Annotated in this window: 17 protein-coding genes and 1 pseudogene; 2 read left to right on the plus strand and 16 right to left on the minus strand. The window is 38.1% G+C overall.

The window, feature by feature from the left end; all coding sequences use genetic code 11:
- Positions 1-5: 5 nt before the first annotated feature.
- The 7 genes and pseudogenes from BUC21_RS05405 to BUC21_RS05435 all read right to left on the minus strand — a co-directional run.
- Positions 6-473, minus strand: a complete 468-nt coding sequence (locus tag BUC21_RS05405; protein ID WP_073399983.1) for a VOC family protein — start codon at positions 471-473, stop codon at positions 6-8.
- Between the two features lie 32 nt (positions 474-505).
- Positions 506-1,015 carry a flavodoxin gene (locus BUC21_RS05410; protein ID WP_073399985.1) on the minus strand — a complete coding sequence of 170 codons (510 nt, stop codon included), beginning with the start codon at positions 1,013-1,015 and terminating at the stop codon, positions 506-508.
- Positions 1,016-1,033: 18 nt separating this feature from the next.
- Positions 1,034-3,067 (minus strand): alpha-ketoacid dehydrogenase subunit alpha/beta, encoded by a 2,034-nt coding sequence (locus BUC21_RS05415; RefSeq protein WP_073399987.1) that lies wholly within the window; start codon positions 3,065-3,067, stop codon positions 1,034-1,036.
- Positions 3,068-3,092: 25 nt separating this feature from the next.
- Positions 3,093-4,466 (minus strand): dihydrolipoamide acetyltransferase family protein, encoded by a 1,374-nt coding sequence (locus BUC21_RS05420; protein ID WP_073399989.1) that lies wholly within the window; start codon positions 4,464-4,466, stop codon positions 3,093-3,095.
- 15 nt (positions 4,467-4,481) lie between these two features.
- Positions 4,482-5,225, minus strand: a complete 744-nt coding sequence (locus tag BUC21_RS05425; RefSeq protein ID WP_073399991.1) for a lipoate--protein ligase family protein — start codon at positions 5,223-5,225, stop codon at positions 4,482-4,484.
- Positions 5,226-5,252: 27 nt separating this feature from the next.
- A complete protein-coding gene (gene lpdA, locus BUC21_RS05430; RefSeq protein ID WP_073400081.1) occupies positions 5,253-6,602 on the minus strand; it encodes a dihydrolipoyl dehydrogenase in 1,350 nt (449 codons plus the stop codon).
- Between the two features lie 152 nt (positions 6,603-6,754).
- Positions 6,755-7,123: pseudogene (locus BUC21_RS05435) on the minus strand (TIGR03915 family putative DNA repair protein); the annotation flags it as partial.
- A gap of 137 nt (positions 7,124-7,260) precedes the next feature.
- Between BUC21_RS05435 and BUC21_RS16595 the strand changes: the two are divergent.
- A complete protein-coding gene (locus BUC21_RS16595) occupies positions 7,261-7,449 on the plus strand; it encodes an FKBP-type peptidyl-prolyl cis-trans isomerase (protein WP_245797067.1) in 189 nt (62 codons plus the stop codon).
- Positions 7,450-7,587: 138 nt separating this feature from the next.
- Here BUC21_RS16595 and BUC21_RS05445 read toward each other — a convergent pair whose 3' ends face one another.
- From BUC21_RS05445 to BUC21_RS05485, 9 genes are all read right to left on the minus strand, one after another.
- A complete protein-coding gene (locus tag BUC21_RS05445; protein ID WP_073399993.1) occupies positions 7,588-8,238 on the minus strand; it encodes a peptidase associated/transthyretin-like domain-containing protein in 651 nt (216 codons plus the stop codon).
- A gap of 17 nt (positions 8,239-8,255) precedes the next feature.
- On the minus strand, positions 8,256-9,647 hold the full coding sequence (locus BUC21_RS05450) for a CsgG/HfaB family protein (protein ID WP_083547609.1): 1,392 nt from the start codon (positions 9,645-9,647) through the stop codon (positions 8,256-8,258).
- A gap of 25 nt (positions 9,648-9,672) precedes the next feature.
- Positions 9,673-10,095 carry a curli production assembly/transport component CsgF gene (locus BUC21_RS05455; RefSeq protein WP_073399997.1) on the minus strand — a complete coding sequence of 141 codons (423 nt, stop codon included), beginning with the start codon at positions 10,093-10,095 and terminating at the stop codon, positions 9,673-9,675.
- A 48-nt stretch (positions 10,096-10,143) separates the two neighbouring features.
- Positions 10,144-10,632: a CsgE family curli-type amyloid fiber assembly protein gene (locus BUC21_RS05460; RefSeq protein ID WP_073399999.1), complete on the minus strand. Its 489-nt coding sequence runs from the start codon at positions 10,630-10,632 to the stop codon at positions 10,144-10,146.
- Positions 10,633-10,665: 33 nt separating this feature from the next.
- Positions 10,666-11,532 (minus strand): hypothetical protein, encoded by an 867-nt coding sequence (locus tag BUC21_RS05465; RefSeq protein ID WP_073400001.1) that lies wholly within the window; start codon positions 11,530-11,532, stop codon positions 10,666-10,668.
- A 200-nt stretch (positions 11,533-11,732) separates the two neighbouring features.
- The gene (locus BUC21_RS05470) at positions 11,733-13,115 is read right to left on the minus strand and encodes a hypothetical protein (protein ID WP_073400003.1); all 1,383 of its coding nucleotides are present in this window, start codon (positions 13,113-13,115) and stop codon (positions 11,733-11,735) included.
- Positions 13,116-13,187: 72 nt separating this feature from the next.
- On the minus strand, positions 13,188-13,574 hold the full coding sequence (locus BUC21_RS05475; protein ID WP_073400005.1) for a hypothetical protein: 387 nt from the start codon (positions 13,572-13,574) through the stop codon (positions 13,188-13,190).
- Between the two features lie 1,071 nt (positions 13,575-14,645).
- Entirely contained in the window at positions 14,646-15,413 is a 768-nt protein-coding gene (locus tag BUC21_RS05480) for a TIGR03915 family putative DNA repair protein (RefSeq protein WP_073400007.1), read from the minus strand.
- A 1-nt stretch (position 15,414) separates the two neighbouring features.
- Positions 15,415-16,677: a putative DNA modification/repair radical SAM protein gene (locus BUC21_RS05485; protein WP_073400009.1), complete on the minus strand. Its 1,263-nt coding sequence runs from the start codon at positions 16,675-16,677 to the stop codon at positions 15,415-15,417.
- Between the two features lie 211 nt (positions 16,678-16,888).
- On the opposite strand from BUC21_RS05485, the gene BUC21_RS05490 reads away from it, so the two are divergent.
- Positions 16,889-18,517 (plus strand): carbohydrate-binding domain-containing protein, encoded by a 1,629-nt coding sequence (locus tag BUC21_RS05490; RefSeq protein ID WP_083547612.1) that lies wholly within the window; start codon positions 16,889-16,891, stop codon positions 18,515-18,517.
- Positions 18,518-18,526 lie beyond the last annotated feature (9 nt).

Raw genomic sequence — 18,526 nt, forward strand, 5'->3', positions numbered from 1 at the left:
GTTTATTAGAACATAGCGTTCATTCGTCTTTGCATTTCTTCTGTTGAAACGTCTTCAATATGTGTCATAATAGACCATTTATGACCAAAAGGATCGGTAAGACTTCCGGCGCGTTCACCGTAAAACTGATCCTTGACTTCCATTCCGTCTGTTACTGTTGCTCCTTCTTTAAGGGCTTTTGCAAAAACAGTATCAACATCTTCTACATACAAGCAGAGCGTTACAGGTGAACCTCCTAACGACAGGGGACTTAAATTGCCCCAATGTGGGTTTTCTTCTGCCAGCATAAATTTTGAATCTCCAATTTCTATTTCGGCATGTGCAACAGTTCCATCGGGCATGGAAAGCCTCCTGATTTCTTTTGCACCAAATGCTTTCTCATAAAATTCAATGGCTTTATCTGCGCCTTTTATATTCAGATATGGCGTTAATGTATTATATCCCTGAGGAGTTATTTTTTTCTTTGTTTCCATACTTCATTGTTTTTTTGATATAAAAAAAGTGTTCATAAAAAGAATTCTTTCCTGAGTTGATCTACCCAGTCGTGAATTCGTTTTTCGATTTGTTCGGGCTGATTTTCAACATCTAGCGCCAAACCAAGAAATTTGTCTTCTTTTAGTGCCTGAGAGTGATTAAATGAATATCCCTCGGCAGAAGTGAATCCCACGAGTTGAGCTCCTGCAGTTTCAAAAGCCTCAGCCAGGAGCCCTATTCCATCAACAAAATTATCGGGATAGTTTACCTGATCCCCAAGTCCGAATATGGCTACTTTCTTATCTTGAAGTTCAAGAGATGTAAGCTCGGGTATTATCTCGTCCCAATAGGTGGGTAATTCACCATCGAACCAGGTTGATGTACCTACTATCAGATAATTATAAGTGAGAAACTCTTCTTTCCATGCGCTCTCAATAGGAACAATCTCCAGATTGGCTTCACCAAATGCGGCTTGTATCTGCTGCGCTATAGCGGCTGTTTTCTTAGTGCTTGTTCCATAAAATAATCCAATCTTTTTCATTGCAAATATCTTTAATTGTTAGTATTCCAGTAAACTTTTGGCTGCCTTGTAAATGCGTTCCTCACCGGGAAGAATCGCTTTTTCAAAATTAGGATGAAAACCTACAGGGGTGAAAATTGAACCAACCCGCTGAACAGGGGCATCGAGATAACGGAACATCTCCTCGCCTATCATTGCTGCAATCTCGGCACCAAATCCTGAAAAGACTTTGTCTTCATGCACTATCAGTGCTTTACTGGTTTTCTTCACTGATTCAAAAATGGCTTCTTTATCGAGCGGAATAAGTGAACGAAGATCAATCACTTCAACATTCCAACCGGATTCTTTTGCCAGGCGATCGGCCACGGTAAGGCAGAAATGGGTAGTGTTACCATAGGTGATAATACTGAGATCGGTTCCTTCTCGACGAATACGCGCCTTTCCGAACGGTACTTCAAAGTCATCGGGCACCACAGTTGCTGCCTCAACAGCATTATATTGAGCCTTGGGTTCCAGATAGAGGGTGAATCCTTTTGAACGCATGCTGGTACGTAACAATCCCGCGGCATCATCGGCGAAAGAAGGATAGACAATGCGTGCACCAGGCAAGGTACTTAGTGCTCCTTCAATGGTTTGTGAATGGTAAAGTCCTCCGCCAATATATCCTCCGGAAGCAAGACGCACTGTTACGTTTGGCACAAACTTTCCGTTGTTTCGCCAGTATTCATGTGTACACTCTACATATTGCTCTACCGCCGGCCAGAAATAGTCGGCAAACTCGGCTCCCTCAATTACAATTCGTATTTTAGGATCGAAGCGGCTCATGCCATTGGCAGTACCCACGATATAATCTTCTGCTATGGGTGCATTGAATACTCTTTTAACACCAAACTCCTGCTGCATACCTTTGGTTACATTAAACACACCGCCCTTATCTTTATTAGCCACATCCTGTCCCCAAAGGAAGGTATCGGGATTGTGTCTGAACTCAGCCTTCAATGTTTCATTGATAGCTGTAACCATAGTCTTCTTCTCTCCATCCAGGTTATGAGTTCCGTCGACATAAACCTGTGGTTTATAAGGTTCAGGAAGAACATAATCGAGTACCGTAGAAGCGTCAGGATCGGGTGCTGCAATGGCTTTCTTATTGGCAGTACTCAGTTCTTTCTTTGCTTCTTCTTCAATTTTCTTTAGTTCGTCTTCAGTAAATCGTTCGTATCGCAACAGCATTCTCCTGAATTTCTGTAGTGGATCGGCAGCCTTAACGTATGCAAGTTCATCTTCATCACGATAAAGGGTGTGCTTATCTGAATTAGAGTGCGAACCAATACGCACACAGTTGGCATGAACAATAACCGGATTATGCTTTGTAATTGCATGTTCGCGGGCTTCGGCCATAGCATTCATGGAATCGAACACATCTTTGCCATTGCAGTAGATTATCTTAAGGTTCTTGAATCCTGAAAAATTAGCGGCAACCTTTGGATTGGATGTCTGGTCTTTTTTAGGAACGGAAATCCCAAATCCGTTGTCTTCAATGACAAAGATAACAGGCAGTTGTTCTGTGCTTGCTCCATTGATTGCTTCGTAAACAAATCCTTCGGATACAGAAGATTCACCGTGAGAGGCTATAACTACTCCTTTATGTCCATAGTAGGCCATGGCGCGAGCTACTCCTACTGCATGAAGATCCTGAGTTGCAGTTGCCGATGATATATTCTGAATATTCCATTCCATCTTGGCAAAATGATTGGACATGTGACGTCCGCCACTTGTTAAATCGGTTGCTTTGGATAACCCGTTAAGGATAATTTCCTCGGCAGTCATTCCGGCAGAAAGGGCGGCAAGCAAGTCACGGTAATAGGGGAAGAAAAAATCTTCTCCTCTGGTAAAGACTTGTCCCATTGCAAGTTGTATACCATCATGCCCCGCATAAGGGGCATGAAACGACCAGCCTAATGATTGAAGTAAATAAGCTGGTGCTTTCTCGTCAATCATGCGACCAAGTGTCATAAGGTAATACCACTTTCTCAGTGTCTCTTTATCTGTTGATTTTATATCGTACTTTTTCATACTTCGTCTTTTTAAGTGTTTTGAACTATCCGTTCCAGTTCTCCAGGTAATCGGCTATACGTCTGAGGAAAGCACCTCCCATTGCACCGTTTACTATACGATGGTCATAAGAAAGAGAGAGATACATTTTATGACGGATGGCAATGGTATCGCCTTCGGGAGTTTCGACTACCGCCGGCTTTTTCTCTATGTATCCAACACCCAGAATAGCAACCTGCGGCTGGTTGATAATTGGTGTGCCTATAATGTTCTTGAAAGTACCAAAGTTTGTGATGGTAAAGGTTCCACCCTGAATATCATCCGGTGATAATTTATTGGCACGTGCTTTTGCCGCCAATGTATCGATACTTCCAGCCAGTCCGCTAAGACTAAGTTTATCGGCATTGTGTATTACCGGAACAATCAGGTTGCCATCATTAAGTGACACCGCCACACCTACATTTATTTTCTTTTTCAGTATCATACGGTAGCCATCAACTGATGCATTGACGTATGGATATTCTGCAAGGGCTTTTGTAACAGCCTCAACAATAGCAGGCATGTATGTGAGAGAGATACCTTCACGCCGTTGGAATGATTCTTTGTTGCGCTCACGCCAGCGTACCAGTTTAGTAACATCAACCTCGACCACCGTTGTGACATGTGGCGATACTTGTTTTGACATAACCATGTGATCGGCAATGATACGGCGGACAAAGTCCATTTCAACCACTTCGTCACCATCAGAAACAGGTATAACAGGTGTTGTTGGTGCCGGTTTGGATTCTGCAGCAACTGGCTGAGAAACGGTTACAGGCTTAGATGGTGCAACAAATGCCGGTTCTGCGGAAGCAACTTTCTGCGGAAAAACAAGAGCTGGTTCTGCTGAAACAGTTTTCTGCGGGGCAGCAAGAGCAGCCGGTTGAGCACCCTTCTTTCTCTGCTCTACATAAGTCTTTATATCTTTTTTACTTAAACGTCCTTCGTAGCCGGTTCCGGGAATACTGTCAAGTTCTTCTTTAGAAAGTTGAGCTTCCTGGGCTATCTGAAGTACAATGGGAGAATACCACCTGGCTTCCTCACTTTTTACGTTCTTAACCGGTTCAGCGGAAGATGCCGGAGCTTCTTCTTTTGCGGTTGTACTTTCACCAACTTCAGGTGTTTCTTCTTCCGAATCTCCTTCGAGTTGCACGATTGCCACCACCGTACCTACAGAAACAGTATCGCCTTCTTTGAAAAGTATCTGAAGTATTTTCCCTGCCACAGGAGAAGGTATTTCTGCGCTAACTTTGGCAGTACTTACTTCAAACAATATATCGTCTTCATTAATAACATCGCCTGCTTTAACCGACCATGTCATTATGGTTCCTTCTGTTATGCTTTCACCCAATTTGGGCATTTTTATTTCAAATGTAGCCATAGTTAATGTATTTGGTTATTTTAAATATGATGCATTAAAATTCCAGTCGGATGTGGAATATTTATTCCTACTTAATTGTTTGATAGCCGACAGGTCTTTTTCACTGAATATATATATTTTATTATTGGTTTCATTCTTTAGAAAGTAATTCATAATCAGTTCTTTCAGATTACTGATTTGCATATTATCTGGTACGTATTCCTTAATATTGGTAACCGGACTTCTCACCGACTTTACATAAAGCAAACGTGGCGATGTAACATCATTCTGTTGAGTTGGTAAAGAAGTTAATGCTGCATTGAGACTCAATAAATCCGTTGAATAGAGTAGCGTAGCATGATACATCACTCTTTTTTTATGGATGCACTGTGCACTTCCCGATATTTTCAGCCCATCAATATTTAGTCCCCGCCGTTCGTCAGCCTCAGCATTTATTCCTATTTCCCTAAGAAATTTCTGAATCTGAATAAGGTATTTATTAAAATCAGCATTATCACTATTTTCAATAAAGGTAAAATTCAGATTGCCGGCATCATGATACACAGCACCGCCACCGGAATATCTTCTTACTACTTTAATGCGGTGATCTCTCACAAAATCCATATTAACTTCTGCCCATACATTCTGATGTTTGCCAATAATGACTGATGGTTCATTCTGCCACAGCATGAATACATTCTCCTGAAAAGAATGCAGGAAATATTCTTCTGCCGCCAGATTGAACCAGGCATCTGTATATGGATTGTTTATGCAAAGCATCTCGAGAATGTTTTGATTGTTTATTGATCAGACAAAAAAACTTTCACGAATTATCTCGCTCACTGTAGGGTGCGGGAATATCTGTTTTTTCAGTTCTTCTACCGTCAGTTTCCTGTCGATAGCCATGCTCATGCTTAAAATCAACTCGGATGCAGGATTGCCATACAAGTGGCAACCAATAATATGCTCCTCGTTGTCTGTGATCAGTTTGCAGAGGCCGTTTCCTAATTCATTTTCGGCAACAAACCGTCCGGAATAAGCCATCGGTAATTTCAGAACATGATAATCTGTACCGCTTGCTTTGAGTTCTTCCTCTGTTTTTCCGGCTCCGGCAAGTTCTGGATTGGTATACACCACTCCCGGAACGGAATCATAATTCATCTTATCCTCGATTCCCAGAATGTGATTAACTGCAACCTCTCCTTCACGAATAGCTGTATGTGCCAGTAGTGAGAATCCTGTTATATCTCCACAAGCATAGACTCCGGGGTGACTGGTCTGCATATATTCGTTGACCTTCACTCCACCTTTCTGTAATTCAACATGCAGATTTTCAAGACCAAGATTAGTAGTTACTGCTCTGCGCCCTACACTAACCAGAATCTTTTCAGTTTCAACGGTCTCCTGTTTACCATCCTTTTCAATAAAAACTTTTCCTGTTGCTACTTCTGATACTTTGGTTCCCAGCAGAAATCGTATTCCCTTCTTAGTATAATCCGCTCTGAGCATTGCAGAGGTTTCCTTATCCATAGCTCCCAATATCTCCGGTAGCATTTCGATAACAGTAACTTTAACACCCATGCTATTGAAGAAAGAAGCAAACTCCATCCCGATAACCCCGCCACCAATGATAGCAAGAGATTTAGGAAGCTCTTTTAGTTCAAGCGCTTCTTTGGAAGTCCAGTATTCAGTATCAGCCAGTCCCTTGATAGGAGGAATTACCGTTTCGGAGCCTGTGCAGAGTAACAGGAACTTAACAGAATATAGTTCGTCATTACAGGAGATATTGATCATTCCATCTTTATCGCCCTGAACAGTTGCCACACCTTCAACAAAATGAACACCATAAGCTTTTAATTTCATAGCAACACCGGAAGTGAGTTTCTTAACCACCTTATCCTTACGGCTCATTATCTTTTGAAAATCGAATCCGGGATTAGTATCGGTAAGTATACCGTATTTAGAAGCACTTTTAATATTATCCAATATTTTTGCAGAATAGAGTAGAGTTTTGGTTGGAATACAACCTTCATTGAGACAAACTCCCCCTATTGCATTCTTTTCAAAAAGAACTGTTTTAAGTCCTCCTGAAGCGGCTCTTTCAGCAGCATTATATCCTGCCGGTCCGCCACCTATAATTGCTAAATCATATGCCATAATATATTCCTTATTTATATCAAGTATAAACAAAAAAAACATCAATTAGTTCTAAAACAATGATTTATGATATAAAAGATTTTAAAAGTAATTTAAATGAGGCAAAATTGCAAGTATAATGATATATTAAAACTTATAACAACCAAAAAGTTTCATTTTTGCTTTTCTGTGAGATACTTCCAAAAACGGACAGGCAAGTGTTGGCGATGAAGCCGTGGGTTAATACGCTCTTTAATAGCTATTGACTTAAAGTACTCTTTCCACATCTGCTGAAAGAGCTTTTCATCATGCATCATAAGATCTTCGCTCAGCATACCGGTCAACAAATGGGATTCTTTTTCTTCAAAACGAACTTCGGTAACAGTGGAAAGATCGTAATAGTAGCCATATTCCCGCTTCAGATCATAGATCAACCATTTCTGGTCGGCAAAACGATCCTGAAAATGGCTCACTACAAGAGAAAGGACATTGTACATTGGTTCTATAGCGGCAAAGTAAGTACCATCAATCGTTTTCTGGAAGAAAAACAGAACGAGGAGGAATGATGGATGTACCATGCAGAGTGCAATATAAAGTGATACTACCGGGTAAAAGGCCTGTACCTACGACAAAAAGCATGGTAAAAGTTAACTATAAATGAACACTGATTGACTGAACTGTGTTTGACTATTTTTTCAGTAGAGAAAGACCGGAATCTTTCAAAGTAAATGAAGTGATTGATGGCTGTCAGGAGGCTCTGAAGATGATGCCTCTGGGTTCTCGCTGGATGATTTACACCCCTTACGAACTGGGATACGAAACCAGGACGGTAGGAAAAATAAAGCCCTACTCTACCCTGATTTTGTAGGAGATTGAGGGAACAAGATAATTATTTTACCCCATCAGAGAAAGGTGGAAGATAAACATCTTCCCCTTCTCTGAAAAAATATTCAATCTAAAATTCCATCAGTTGCATTTAACACTTGAATTTAGGGTTTTAATAAGCCTACTTATCATCATCTCCTGTTGTAAATGACCAGGTAGGACTGAATGCTACAACTTTTCCATTAAGTTTGGCTAAAACATACCAATAATAGGTTGTTTTAGGTTTTAATATGCCTGTTATTACTTGTTTCAATACAACATCTTCTCCTAACAGATTCTGAACTGTTGAATTGGACTCGAAAAAGTAAATATTATAAGTTAATTCTAAATTTGACTTTAAACCGTTTACTTTCCAAGAAAAAGTAGCACTCGAATCTGCCACTTGTACTGCCCCGTTTGCAGGAACAGGATCGGAGAAGGTAATGGTTCCAATATTAGCAGTATCTCTATACATTAAAAGATCCATCTGAGTAGTCTCCTCACCATAAGTTTCAACGATCAAAGAATTACTCAGGTAGTTTTTCTTTGTCAGATTCACGGCAATATCTCCTTCTTTGATTTTCGGAATTGTAAATTTACCTTCTGCATCTGATAGTAAGACCAAGCTTGCAGGTGTAGTGCTGATCATAACTCCGGAAACTGGAAGATAAGTATCTCCGTCCATCACTTTTCCGGAAATCATACCAAAATTAGTGACATTCAGTTTATCTGATTCACAGGAAGTGAATACTATGAGAAATATCAGGCCGATGATATATAAATATTTTTTCATAATATAAGGTTTTATTTTTATTTCATTTTAAAAAGATACCATTTCAATCCCAAAGAAACTCCCCAGCTAAAATCGTTATGCTTTCCAGCGTTGGCTCCGTCAAAACTGTCATATAAGTAATAATTTACTCCAGATGAAACAGTAAATCCCAAGCTTCTACCGACCAAATATTCCAGTCCGAATGTTCCGTTTACTTTGGGTAGATATTTCTCACGGGATAAACCTACTCCTTTATTCTTATAATCATATCCTGCACCAACACTACAATACGGCGTTAATTTTTCGTATGGCAAAAACATATAGCGTAAAGAAAGGTCACCATATAATGAAGTGTCATCAACCTTATCCTGAACCATCAAGCCACGGCATCCAATTTCTGCATCAATATAAAAATGATGACTAATGGCTGCACCCATAAGAAATGAAGATTTGAATCTCAGATCACTTTTTGAATAGTCTCCCGAATAGGAATTAGAACCAACCTGAACTCCGATAGAAAGACGGCCACGATTTTTTTTATCCAATTTTCTCCCCATTGGGTCTAATTCGTAATTTAACTGTTTTTCATCCCAATAATTTTTAAATGCAACAGATGCCGTATCCTTTGGATTCTGAAGTCCCCACAGTTTATCATTAACACCTTCAATAATAAGACTTTCAACAGCTTTTTCAATTGCTTCTGTAACACAAATTTCTGTAGGCTCATTGTAGGTATAACCTGCTTCTGCTTCGAGTATGCGTTTGGGTGTAATATACTTAAACACTCCGGTCGAAACTTCCTGAGAGAGAATTGATTTTGTGGTGTATACAGTCTTTAAGACCTTGCCATTGGCAGTTGACACAGCACGAATATAGATGCTTATGCGGTCTTCGCGATATTGTCCTGATATATCAATTCCGGCATAACGTATACCGGGCCCTCCGGTCAGAACATTTGTTTCATAGGAGATAATTCCTCCTTCAAGGATAACGCCTGCAAACAGAAGTGGCGGTAAAAGTGATTCGCTGTTCTGATCTGTTTTTTCGTACTGAGCGCGACTGGATCTGATAATTTTTCTTTCATTCAGTAAATTGGCCATATTTTCACGCTCAATTGGGATAAACCAACCGGATTCCTCCAATGCACGAATTAAAATTGTTGTTGCACCTTGAGTTACTGCGGTAGACCAGTTGTTACCAGTATCCGATGGCTTGTATTGCCCTGTTTGATCCCGGAATTTATAGACGGCTGTAACTATTTTCTCCTGAGGTTTGGGAAGACTCAAGAGCATCTTTTTGGCAGGTGACTCAGGACCAAGAACAGCTCTTCGAGGTTGTAAGGGTTGACGCATAAATGTACCACAGGCCGACACCAGAACCATCACAATCAACACGGAAAGGGGACTTAGTAGTATTTTTCTTTTTAACATAATATTAGATTTTGGTTAGCAAGAACTAAAAATAAGGAACCACTACCGAGGTCTGACTACCGGTTTTATTATCAATTATGGTAATATTTAACCCATTAGTTTGGTCAGCAATCTGAATTTGATAATCGCCCAATACATAAGTTCCAGCTGTCAATCCACCTTCGCCAAACTGTTTGGAAACAATTTGGCGGGAAAGTTGACTTAATATTTGTTGGTTCAAACTTTGCGTAAAATTCTTTAGCGGATCGGTGCTGTAACTGCTGGTAGAACTGGTAGTAGTGGCTTCTTTAGTGTTGTTCTGAGCTTGCGCAGAACTAAGCAACCAACTGTAATTGTATGGACTTCCTCCAAATGCGGGATTCTTGGGAGTATAAACAAAATCCTGCGCGTAAGTTTTTCCTGTTACGAAAAACAAAACCAGAAATAGTGTTTTATAAATTAGTTTCATTGCGATTTTCTTAAGGGTTAATATGTAGTAATTTATATTAATCAATGACTAATAGATTCCTGATCCTGACATGTCATCTCCATTAATTTGTCTCATTATTTCTTGATAATTTACCAGATACTCTTGTGTTGTTGATATCGCTTGACTTGTCATGGCTTCAAGAATATCTTGCCTTGGCTGAAGAATAGCCTGATATACAAGGTTTTCGTTAATTGAAACAGCAATAATAGTATTGCTTAGACGAAATGGTTTTTCAGAAACAGTAATGGTATAGTTCTTTGCTTCAGGAGGAGCTTCCCAACTACTATAAAATAAATCGTAAAAATCCTTTCCTGCTTTCGTTTTCGTATCATCAACCAGTAATCCGTCAATTTCAAGTTCAATTTCATTACCATTTGACTTGAATGGCTGTTGAGTAACCTGCTCAACAATTTTCATTAACGCTGCCGGTGCCGGCTTCTTTTTTAAAGAATCACCCGGTACGTTTGAAGGATTAATTAAAAATGCTGATAAAATAACACTCGCAAATAGTACCATCTTTTAAATGATTTATATATTGATATAGAGGATTTATTGTTTTCTTAATGGGAATGAGAAATAAGATTGATCAACAAAAACTTTCATATCATGACCTGTCTGATTTATCTCTACTCCTGCTCCGGTGTTTAATAAACTAGTGCTAAGTTGAAGAGACAAATTTGTTCCTGTTTGTGTAAACTTGTTTACAGCAGGGGTAGAGTTGGCAACTCCATCAGTTGTCAGACTTAAATTATCGCCAATTTGAATGATCGTATCAAACAAAATTTGTTCAGATTCATTTCCCTGTTTATAGTCGGTCACTGAATTTTTCGTTCCGTTTTGCAAAGCCGATAAATAATTATTTTTCCCTTTTTGTTCGGCGGTTATGGTATTGTAGAAACCCTGTTGAACAACCTTAGCGTTGTTGTTATTACCCTCCTGCGAGATACTTAGCTTATTGCCCTTTCCTTCAATCTGACTCCCGTTCTCTGCATTTTGAAGCAGAGCAGAAATATTACTGTAATCAACTCCAATTTGGTTTTCCTGCTGACTTTCTGCCAGTGAAGCAAGATAACCTAACTGAAAACTGAGTAGTAAATTACCGGTTCCCACCTGTCCAACGGTTAATTCGTTTGATGTGCCCGTTTGTACAGCATACGACTGATTGTTCATCGCTGAAGCCACATCGTTTTGCTGACTGATACTAGACTTGTTCTCGTTGCCTGTTTGCTGGATTAATGCATAATTACTGTATCCCTGGTTCAAAGCCTGGAAGTTCATAATATTATCTATACCTGATGTTTGAATCTGCCGGATCACTTCATTCGGGTCTAATCCAGAATTATTAATTATCTCCTGTGAATTACAAGGAAAGTAATTAATCAAAAGTAAGATTAAATAGAAAGTAGCCTTTTTCATATTCTTATTAATTAATTACCAAACAATTAAAACTACCGATTTGTTCAATTTAATTAATTATATTCCCAATTTTTATCAAATGGGAATTATTCTTTACAAATTCGTAAATTACCCCGGCTTGCAAAAGCCGGGGATTTAGCCATCACATTAAAAATCACGGGATGAACCTATAACTTCTATTCACATGGTGGAAAGAGTTTTTAGTGTTGAATTACACTTGCTCTATTAGTACCAACTTGACTAACATTTACAATTGCACCTGCAGATGTAGAATCTAAATTCAAGAGGTTAGCATCGCCTGTTTGTGTAACAGTCAAAGAAGAACCGTTGAATAATGCAGCAGAGTTCACGACTGGAGTAGCTCCAAAAACATCGTCAAACATAGCAACTTTGTTTACATTACCTTCTTGATCAAGATAAGCAGTGCCACCACCAGTTTTAGTTAATTTAATCAGATTCTCATCACCAACCTGTGTCAGAGTAGAAGTACCACCACCAGCTTGAGAAAATTCAATAGTGTTGCCAACTTTGCTGATTAATGCCGAATTATCTTGCGTAACTGTTACAATACCATCAGCCTCTAAAGCCAAACTATTTTTGTCACCATTTTGATTAACACTAAGCCAAGAACCTGTAAACTTTGCCCAAGTGGCATCAAATCCATATGCATTAGTCGATAGCCCTTTAACAACATTTTGCATTCCTTTCTGAGTGATATAAGCTGTACCACCACCTGTTTGGAAAAGTTTTTGATTATTATTGTCACCATCAATAGTTTGATATGCAATATTATTGATACCATATTGATATATTTCTGCATTATTTGACGAACCAGTCAAGCTTTGATTAGAATAATTCGAGTAACCATCTTGTGTAATAGTACTATGATTATTCTGAAGCCCAGTCTGAGATTGTATTGCAGTATTATCATTCCCATTAAATTGCTTAATAATTGCAGAATGACCACCTAAAGATGCAGGAGGACTATTCCAGTTTCCCCCATTTTGGCTTTGTGATGCTTGATTGCGATCACCTGTTGAAGTAATTTCTGCATAATGATTTAGACCATTTTGGTTCTGGTTCCCAATATTTGAATATCCCACTTGTGTTAAAACTGCATATTGGTGACTACCTTGTTGAACTTGACTTCCTTGATTTGCATTATTCCCACTTTGATTAATTTTTGCACTTAAATTATAACCATCTTGGTACTGGTAACCCGTATTATTGCTAGTATATTGACCTATAGAAGCATAATTATAGCCTGTATATCCAATTCCTTGTATTTGAGTAGCAGCATTCCCATTCCCAATTTGGGTTACAAAGACATCTTGTGCAGCAGTAATTCCAGCTTGTTGATGTTGTTTTGAATATGAAGTATTACCAAATCCATTCTGGAGTATTGTTGCATCATTATTTTTAGCATTGAGAAGTGTCTCTTGTAATACTGTTGCAGTATTTGAACCAGTTTGTGATACTGAAGCATCATTTGCCAATCCGGTTTGAGTAAGATATACTATATTCTGACCCATAGCAAAACCTGCTGTAAACAATGCTGCAAATAAAAAAATTAACTTTTTCATAATTCAATTTATTAAATTAACAATAATTTAAGAAAATTTAAAAATATATAGAAAACGCGTTTTTCTTATATCTTATTTGTCTCTTTGTGAGATTTTAATTTGATTATTCCTCCCTTTCTGCAAAACAGTCACTTTAGATTTCTTGTCAGTCCGATTAATCAAAACTGTGTTCCCTTCTCCACTGACACGAATGCTGATTTTATTTTTCGTGTATGTTGAATCCAAAGTTGTTTTCATTACCTTCCCGTTAACCTTAACGAGATTTGACCGACCTTTAATCTGAATTGAATATTGAATAGAATCGGATTGAATAGAATCATCGGGCGATCTGTTCAATGGATCATTCTCAGTTAAAGAATTTACAACTTTCTGTTGAGGCTGACTTTTACATGCCTCGCAAACAGTTATTGTATATAAACTGAGAACAATTAACGGTAAACTAACATATCGATTTTTCATAATCAGTATTAAGAATTAGAATAAAACAAGTTTGCACATATTTAATTTTTAACAATCACAACAACATCGAGAATTATACTATAATTAAATAAAACATTTTAAATTAAATAAATTGGAATTAACATATTTAACATCAATGTAAATACATTTTATTTCATAATTTTCACATCTCGGATATTATTTATTAAATTTTCGACAATGCATTTGAACAACAAATCAATTTCAGTTTTAGATGTGCAAAAAAAGATAAAATTGATTAATATAATGAAATTTTAAAAATACAACATCATACTTCTTTCGACAGCGCAGTATAATACAAACACAAAATGCCCCAATATGAGATATAAGGCTGAGAATATAAAAAACAGAGAATTTAGAAGTACCTTAAAAAACAAGCACCGATAGCACTAAAAGAAAAAGTTATCAATACACGCCTTAACTAAACCAGACATTCTCCTATTTTATTATCATTACATATTCAAACACACGAAAACTTAATATTTCACATTACAAACCCAATATTAACTTAATTAACTATGTATAAAAGAATAGGTACAATATTCATATTTATAAACATAAAAATCTCTTTTCCTCATTAATAGTATTCTAAGCACAAGAACAAATATGTTATTCAAATAAATAACAGTACAATATTCATGATTAAGCACAAATACAGTTACAATTCGATTTAAGGAAAGAAGTTAAACCAATACATAAAATCCCCAATTTTATACAAGTATTTTTTAGCAACACAAATATTAAACTTTGTAATATTTCATAAAACAGCAAAACATTCTAAAAATTTTAAAGTAATAATAAATTGAAAAATATTTTTTCTATAATAGTCTTTAAAATTTTAATTTTTGTAATATAATTTATCCATTCATATATCATATTTCTGAATAAATACAGAAAACACTTATTTTAAATATTTTAATTAATTAATAATAAAAGAATAGTTTGATTAAATTCTAATATAATTACAAAAAGAATTGCAGTAAAAACAAGGGATAAGTACAAAATATAAGTAAGTAACATATAAAGGAATCAAGATGAAATCTGAATGAACATTTATTTTTGCTTTTCTGTGAGATACTTCCAAAAACGGACAGGCAAGTGTTGGCGATGAAGCCGTGGGTTAATACGCTCTTTAATAGCTATTGACTTAAAGTACTCTTTCCACATCTGCTGAAAGAGCTTTTCATCATGCATCATAAGATCTTCGCTCAGCACACCGGTCAACAAATGGGATTCTTTTTCTTCAAAACGGACTTCGGTAACAGTGGAAAGATCGTAATAGTAGCCGTATTCACGTTTTAAATCATAGATCAACCATTTCTGGTCGGCAAAACGATCCTGAAAATGGCTCACTACCAATGACAGGACATTGTACATTGGTTCTATAGCGGCAAAGTAAGTTCCATCAACCGCTTTCTGGAAACGGAGAAACTGAAGAACCCGCTCTCTCTCACAACCTACTTTTTTATAGATCTTTGCTATTTCGAGCACATCCGGATCTCCAAAATTCATTTCTACCGACTTGGGAGAATCTATATTTTTACGCATATAACGAAAAAGAAGCATATCAATTTCCGGAAGTTCTGATAGCCAGCAAGCTGTAAGGGCTGACAAGGCAGTACGGGAAAGTTTTTTTTGCAACCCTTTCCAAACACGCTCTGACTTTTCGCTATCTGAGATAACTGTATATGTTTCATCACAAAAAAGCGGCAACGGTTCTCCTTCTGTCACCAATGCCTCTGGAAATGTTTTTCGGAAATAAGCATCGAAAACAGCAGTCAGCAATCCTTCAAAGGTTTTATCATAGATGAAAGTTATCATTCTATTCTTCTTTAAAAGGTAAAATCAACTGTCTGTCGTCTACTTTTTTACCAGGTTTAACCGTGAGCAGACGTCGAACTGCATCCGGATGCAGTTCATTTACAGAGCGCATGGATAGTTCATTGCAGGTAATAAAGTACTGCGCTTTCTTCATCACAACTCCTATTTTCTTGAGTTGATAAGCACCCAAACGGGAAAAGCGGCGGGAAGCCACAATCAATTTTGCGGATTTTACGCCAATGCCGGGTACCCGGAGGATCATTTCATAATCGGCCCGATTGATATCAACAGGAAATGATTCGGGATGACGCAATGCCCATGATAACTTGGGATCTATCTCAAGATCAAGATCGGGATATGCATCGTTCACAATCTCGTCTACCTTAAACTGATAAAACCGAAGCAGCCAATCGGCCTGATACAAACGATTCTCGCGCACCAATGGAGGTTGTTTTAAGGCGGGCAAGCGTTTGTCGTATTCATTCACCGAAATATAGCCTGAATAATAGACTCGCTTCATACTAGGACGATCATAAAGAGAAGAGGATAGATTAAGAATATCTTTATCAGTATCGGCAGTAGCACCCACAATCATCTGTGTGCTTTGTCCGGCTGGAGCAAACCGGGGGGCGTAACGATATTTTTTCCGTTCTTCAATGTTTTCCAGGACTCCCTGCTGAATGTATTGCATTGGTTTAAATACACTCTGAAAATCCTTTTCAGGAGCTAGTCGCTGCAAGCTCTGTTCATTAGGGATTTCAATATTTACGCTTAAACGATCTGCATATAATCCTGCTTCATTTACAAGGTCCTGACTTGCACCCGGAATACTTTTAAGGTGTATATATCCATTAAATTTGTGTACTAGTCGCAAGTCTTTTGCCACCCGCACCAGTCGTTCCATGGTATAATCAGGATTACGGACAACCCCCGAACTAAGAAACAGCCCTTCTATATAATTTCTACGATAAAACTCAATGGTAAGATCAACTAACTCGGATACAGAAAAGGTTGCTCGTCTGATATCATTACTCCGGCGATTGATGCAATAAGCACAATCGTAAATGCAATAATTGGTAAGCATTATCTTTAAGAGAGAAATGCATCGTCCGTCTTCAGCAAAGCTGTGGCAAATCCCCCACCCTGCAGCACTTCCTATCCCGCCACTCTTGTTGGTACGGGTAGTTCCGCTGGACGAGCAGGAAACATCATACTTGGCCGATTCTGCCAGTACTTTTAGCTTTTCGAGAACATTCTCATTCATACAATTAAGTCGGAGTTTGTTTCACAAAGATAAGAATATTCTGCATAAGAATTGCAAAAACGAGTTTACTGAATAAAAATGGAAATACAACATTAAGAATCCCAGCTTCGCTGAATATATTTTTTTGTAATCATGATATAAATTACTTTTGTTTCGTAAGAATATGGAGAATATTAAATCTGTATAACCATTATACTTTTAAATTATGCAAATGCATACAAACGATAAAACTGCTTATTCATTTCTGGAAAGAAACATAATACAAAAAACAAGCATTCTTCTTGCTGTTTTCTGCATCTTGCTTTCATTTCAGGCTTGCTCCTCGGGTGATGAATTAACAGAGGAAGAAGAGAGTTCCAGCAACGAAACTCCAAGTACTCCGGATGACTCTGACGACTTGGTTGAAAACTCTGAATTCACCAATACTATTGCCATAACTTTAGGCAGCACTTTATCAGTAACCAATCCATTAGCCGGAAGCGGAGTTACGGTGACTCAGGATAACGGAGACGTTATAATAAAATCAACAGCTGAAAACGTAGCTTATACGTTATCCGGAACTTTAACCGGTGGAGTAAAAATCTATAGTGATTATAAACTTAAATTAACGCTGAACGGAGTTACCATTACCAACTCTGACGGACCGGCTATCAATATTCAATCCAAGAAACGCATTTTTGTAGTTCTGGCAGATAATACAACTAATACACTGACCGATGGCAGTTCGTATGCAACAAGCAGCGAAGACCAGAAAGGGGCTTTCTTTAGTGAAGGACAGCTTATATTCAGTGGTAATGGAACACTAACTGTTGCCGGAAAATACAAACACGCACTCAGTTGTGACGATTATATTCGCATTCGAAGCGGCGTAATTAATGTTACTTCTGCGGTAACAGACGGTATCCATACAAATGATGCAATTATTATCGATGGCGGAACAATAAACATTAACGCATCCGGCGATGGTATTCAATGTGATGAAGGATTTATTATAATCAACGATGGAACTATAACAGTTAGTACAGTGGATGATGGAATCATAACGTCATACGAAGGCACTGATACATCAATAACTCCTTATACAATAATTAATGGCGGAACGATTACTATTACTACTTCCGGTGCAAGTGGCAAAGCAATCAAAAGCATGGGTGATCTCACTATTAATAAGGGAAAAATAACTATAACTACTAGTAAAAGTGAAGCTGAAGGTATTGAAAGCAAAACGAATCTGATTATCAACGATGGAACAATTGAAGTCAATGCTTACGATGATTGTATCAACGCTAAAAAAACGTTGGTTATTAATGGCGGAACAATCTACTGCTATAGCACTACCAATGACGGAATAGACTCAAACGGAACAATGACTATTACAGGCGGAACCATTATATCAGCCGGAGCAGCCGCTCCTGAAGAAGGTCTGGATTGCGATAATAATACGTTTAAAATAACAGGCGGAACCATTATAGGCATGGGTGGCGCAACAAGCACTCCAACATCGAGTGTGTGTACTCAATATTCTGCCATCATTGGAAATGTTGGTACCCTGAATCAACTGGTACGTATTCAATCGTCAACAGGTGATGAAGTAGTTACCTTCAAGAATCCAAGAGCTTATACTACTTTACTATTCAGTAGTCCTAACCTGAAAGCTAATACAAGCTACGTAATTTATACCGGCGGCAGCGTATCAGGAGGAACCGACTTCCATGGATTATACACAAACACAACATATAATGCCGGCACACAATCTGCCACTTTCACCACTAGCTCCATTGTGACAACAATAGGCAGCATATCCAGTGGAACACCCGGTGGAGGTGGCGGCTGGCACTAACTTATACCT

Source organism: Bacteroides luti (genome assembly GCF_900128905.1).
GTDB classification, from domain to species: domain Bacteria; phylum Bacteroidota; class Bacteroidia; order Bacteroidales; family Bacteroidaceae; genus Bacteroides; species Bacteroides luti.

Bases quoted from the DNA above. Each gene is read 5' to 3' on its own strand.
- BUC21_RS05405 (WP_073399983.1), bottom strand. From the start codon at position 473: ATGGAAACAAAGAAAAAAATAACTCCTCAGGGATATAATACATTAACG.
- BUC21_RS05410 (WP_073399985.1), bottom strand. From the start codon at position 1,015: ATGAAAAAGATTGGATTATTTTATGGAACAAGCACTAAGAAAACAGCC.
- BUC21_RS05415 (WP_073399987.1), bottom strand. From the start codon at position 3,067: ATGAAAAAGTACGATATAAAATCAACAGATAAAGAGACACTGAGAAAG.
- BUC21_RS05420 (WP_073399989.1), bottom strand. From the start codon at position 4,466: ATGGCTACATTTGAAATAAAAATGCCCAAATTGGGTGAAAGCATAACA.
- BUC21_RS05425 (WP_073399991.1), bottom strand. From the start codon at position 5,225: ATGCTTTGCATAAACAATCCATATACAGATGCCTGGTTCAATCTGGCG.
- lpdA (WP_073400081.1), bottom strand. From the start codon at position 6,602: ATGGCATATGATTTAGCAATTATAGGTGGCGGACCGGCAGGATATAAT.
- BUC21_RS05445 (WP_073399993.1), bottom strand. From the start codon at position 8,238: ATGAAAAAATATTTATATATCATCGGCCTGATATTTCTCATAGTATTC.
- BUC21_RS05450 (WP_083547609.1), bottom strand. From the start codon at position 9,647: ATGTTAAAAAGAAAAATACTACTAAGTCCCCTTTCCGTGTTGATTGTG.
- BUC21_RS05455 (WP_073399997.1), bottom strand. From the start codon at position 10,095: ATGAAACTAATTTATAAAACACTATTTCTGGTTTTGTTTTTCGTAACA.
- BUC21_RS05460 (WP_073399999.1), bottom strand. From the start codon at position 10,632: ATGGTACTATTTGCGAGTGTTATTTTATCAGCATTTTTAATTAATCCT.
- BUC21_RS05465 (WP_073400001.1), bottom strand. From the start codon at position 11,532: ATGAAAAAGGCTACTTTCTATTTAATCTTACTTTTGATTAATTACTTT.
- BUC21_RS05470 (WP_073400003.1), bottom strand. From the start codon at position 13,115: ATGAAAAAGTTAATTTTTTTATTTGCAGCATTGTTTACAGCAGGTTTT.
- BUC21_RS05475 (WP_073400005.1), bottom strand. From the start codon at position 13,574: ATGAAAAATCGATATGTTAGTTTACCGTTAATTGTTCTCAGTTTATAT.
- BUC21_RS05480 (WP_073400007.1), bottom strand. From the start codon at position 15,413: ATGATAACTTTCATCTATGATAAAACCTTTGAAGGATTGCTGACTGCT.
- BUC21_RS05485 (WP_073400009.1), bottom strand. From the start codon at position 16,677: ATGAATGAGAATGTTCTCGAAAAGCTAAAAGTACTGGCAGAATCGGCC.
- BUC21_RS05490 (WP_083547612.1), top strand. From the start codon at position 16,889: ATGCATACAAACGATAAAACTGCTTATTCATTTCTGGAAAGAAACATA.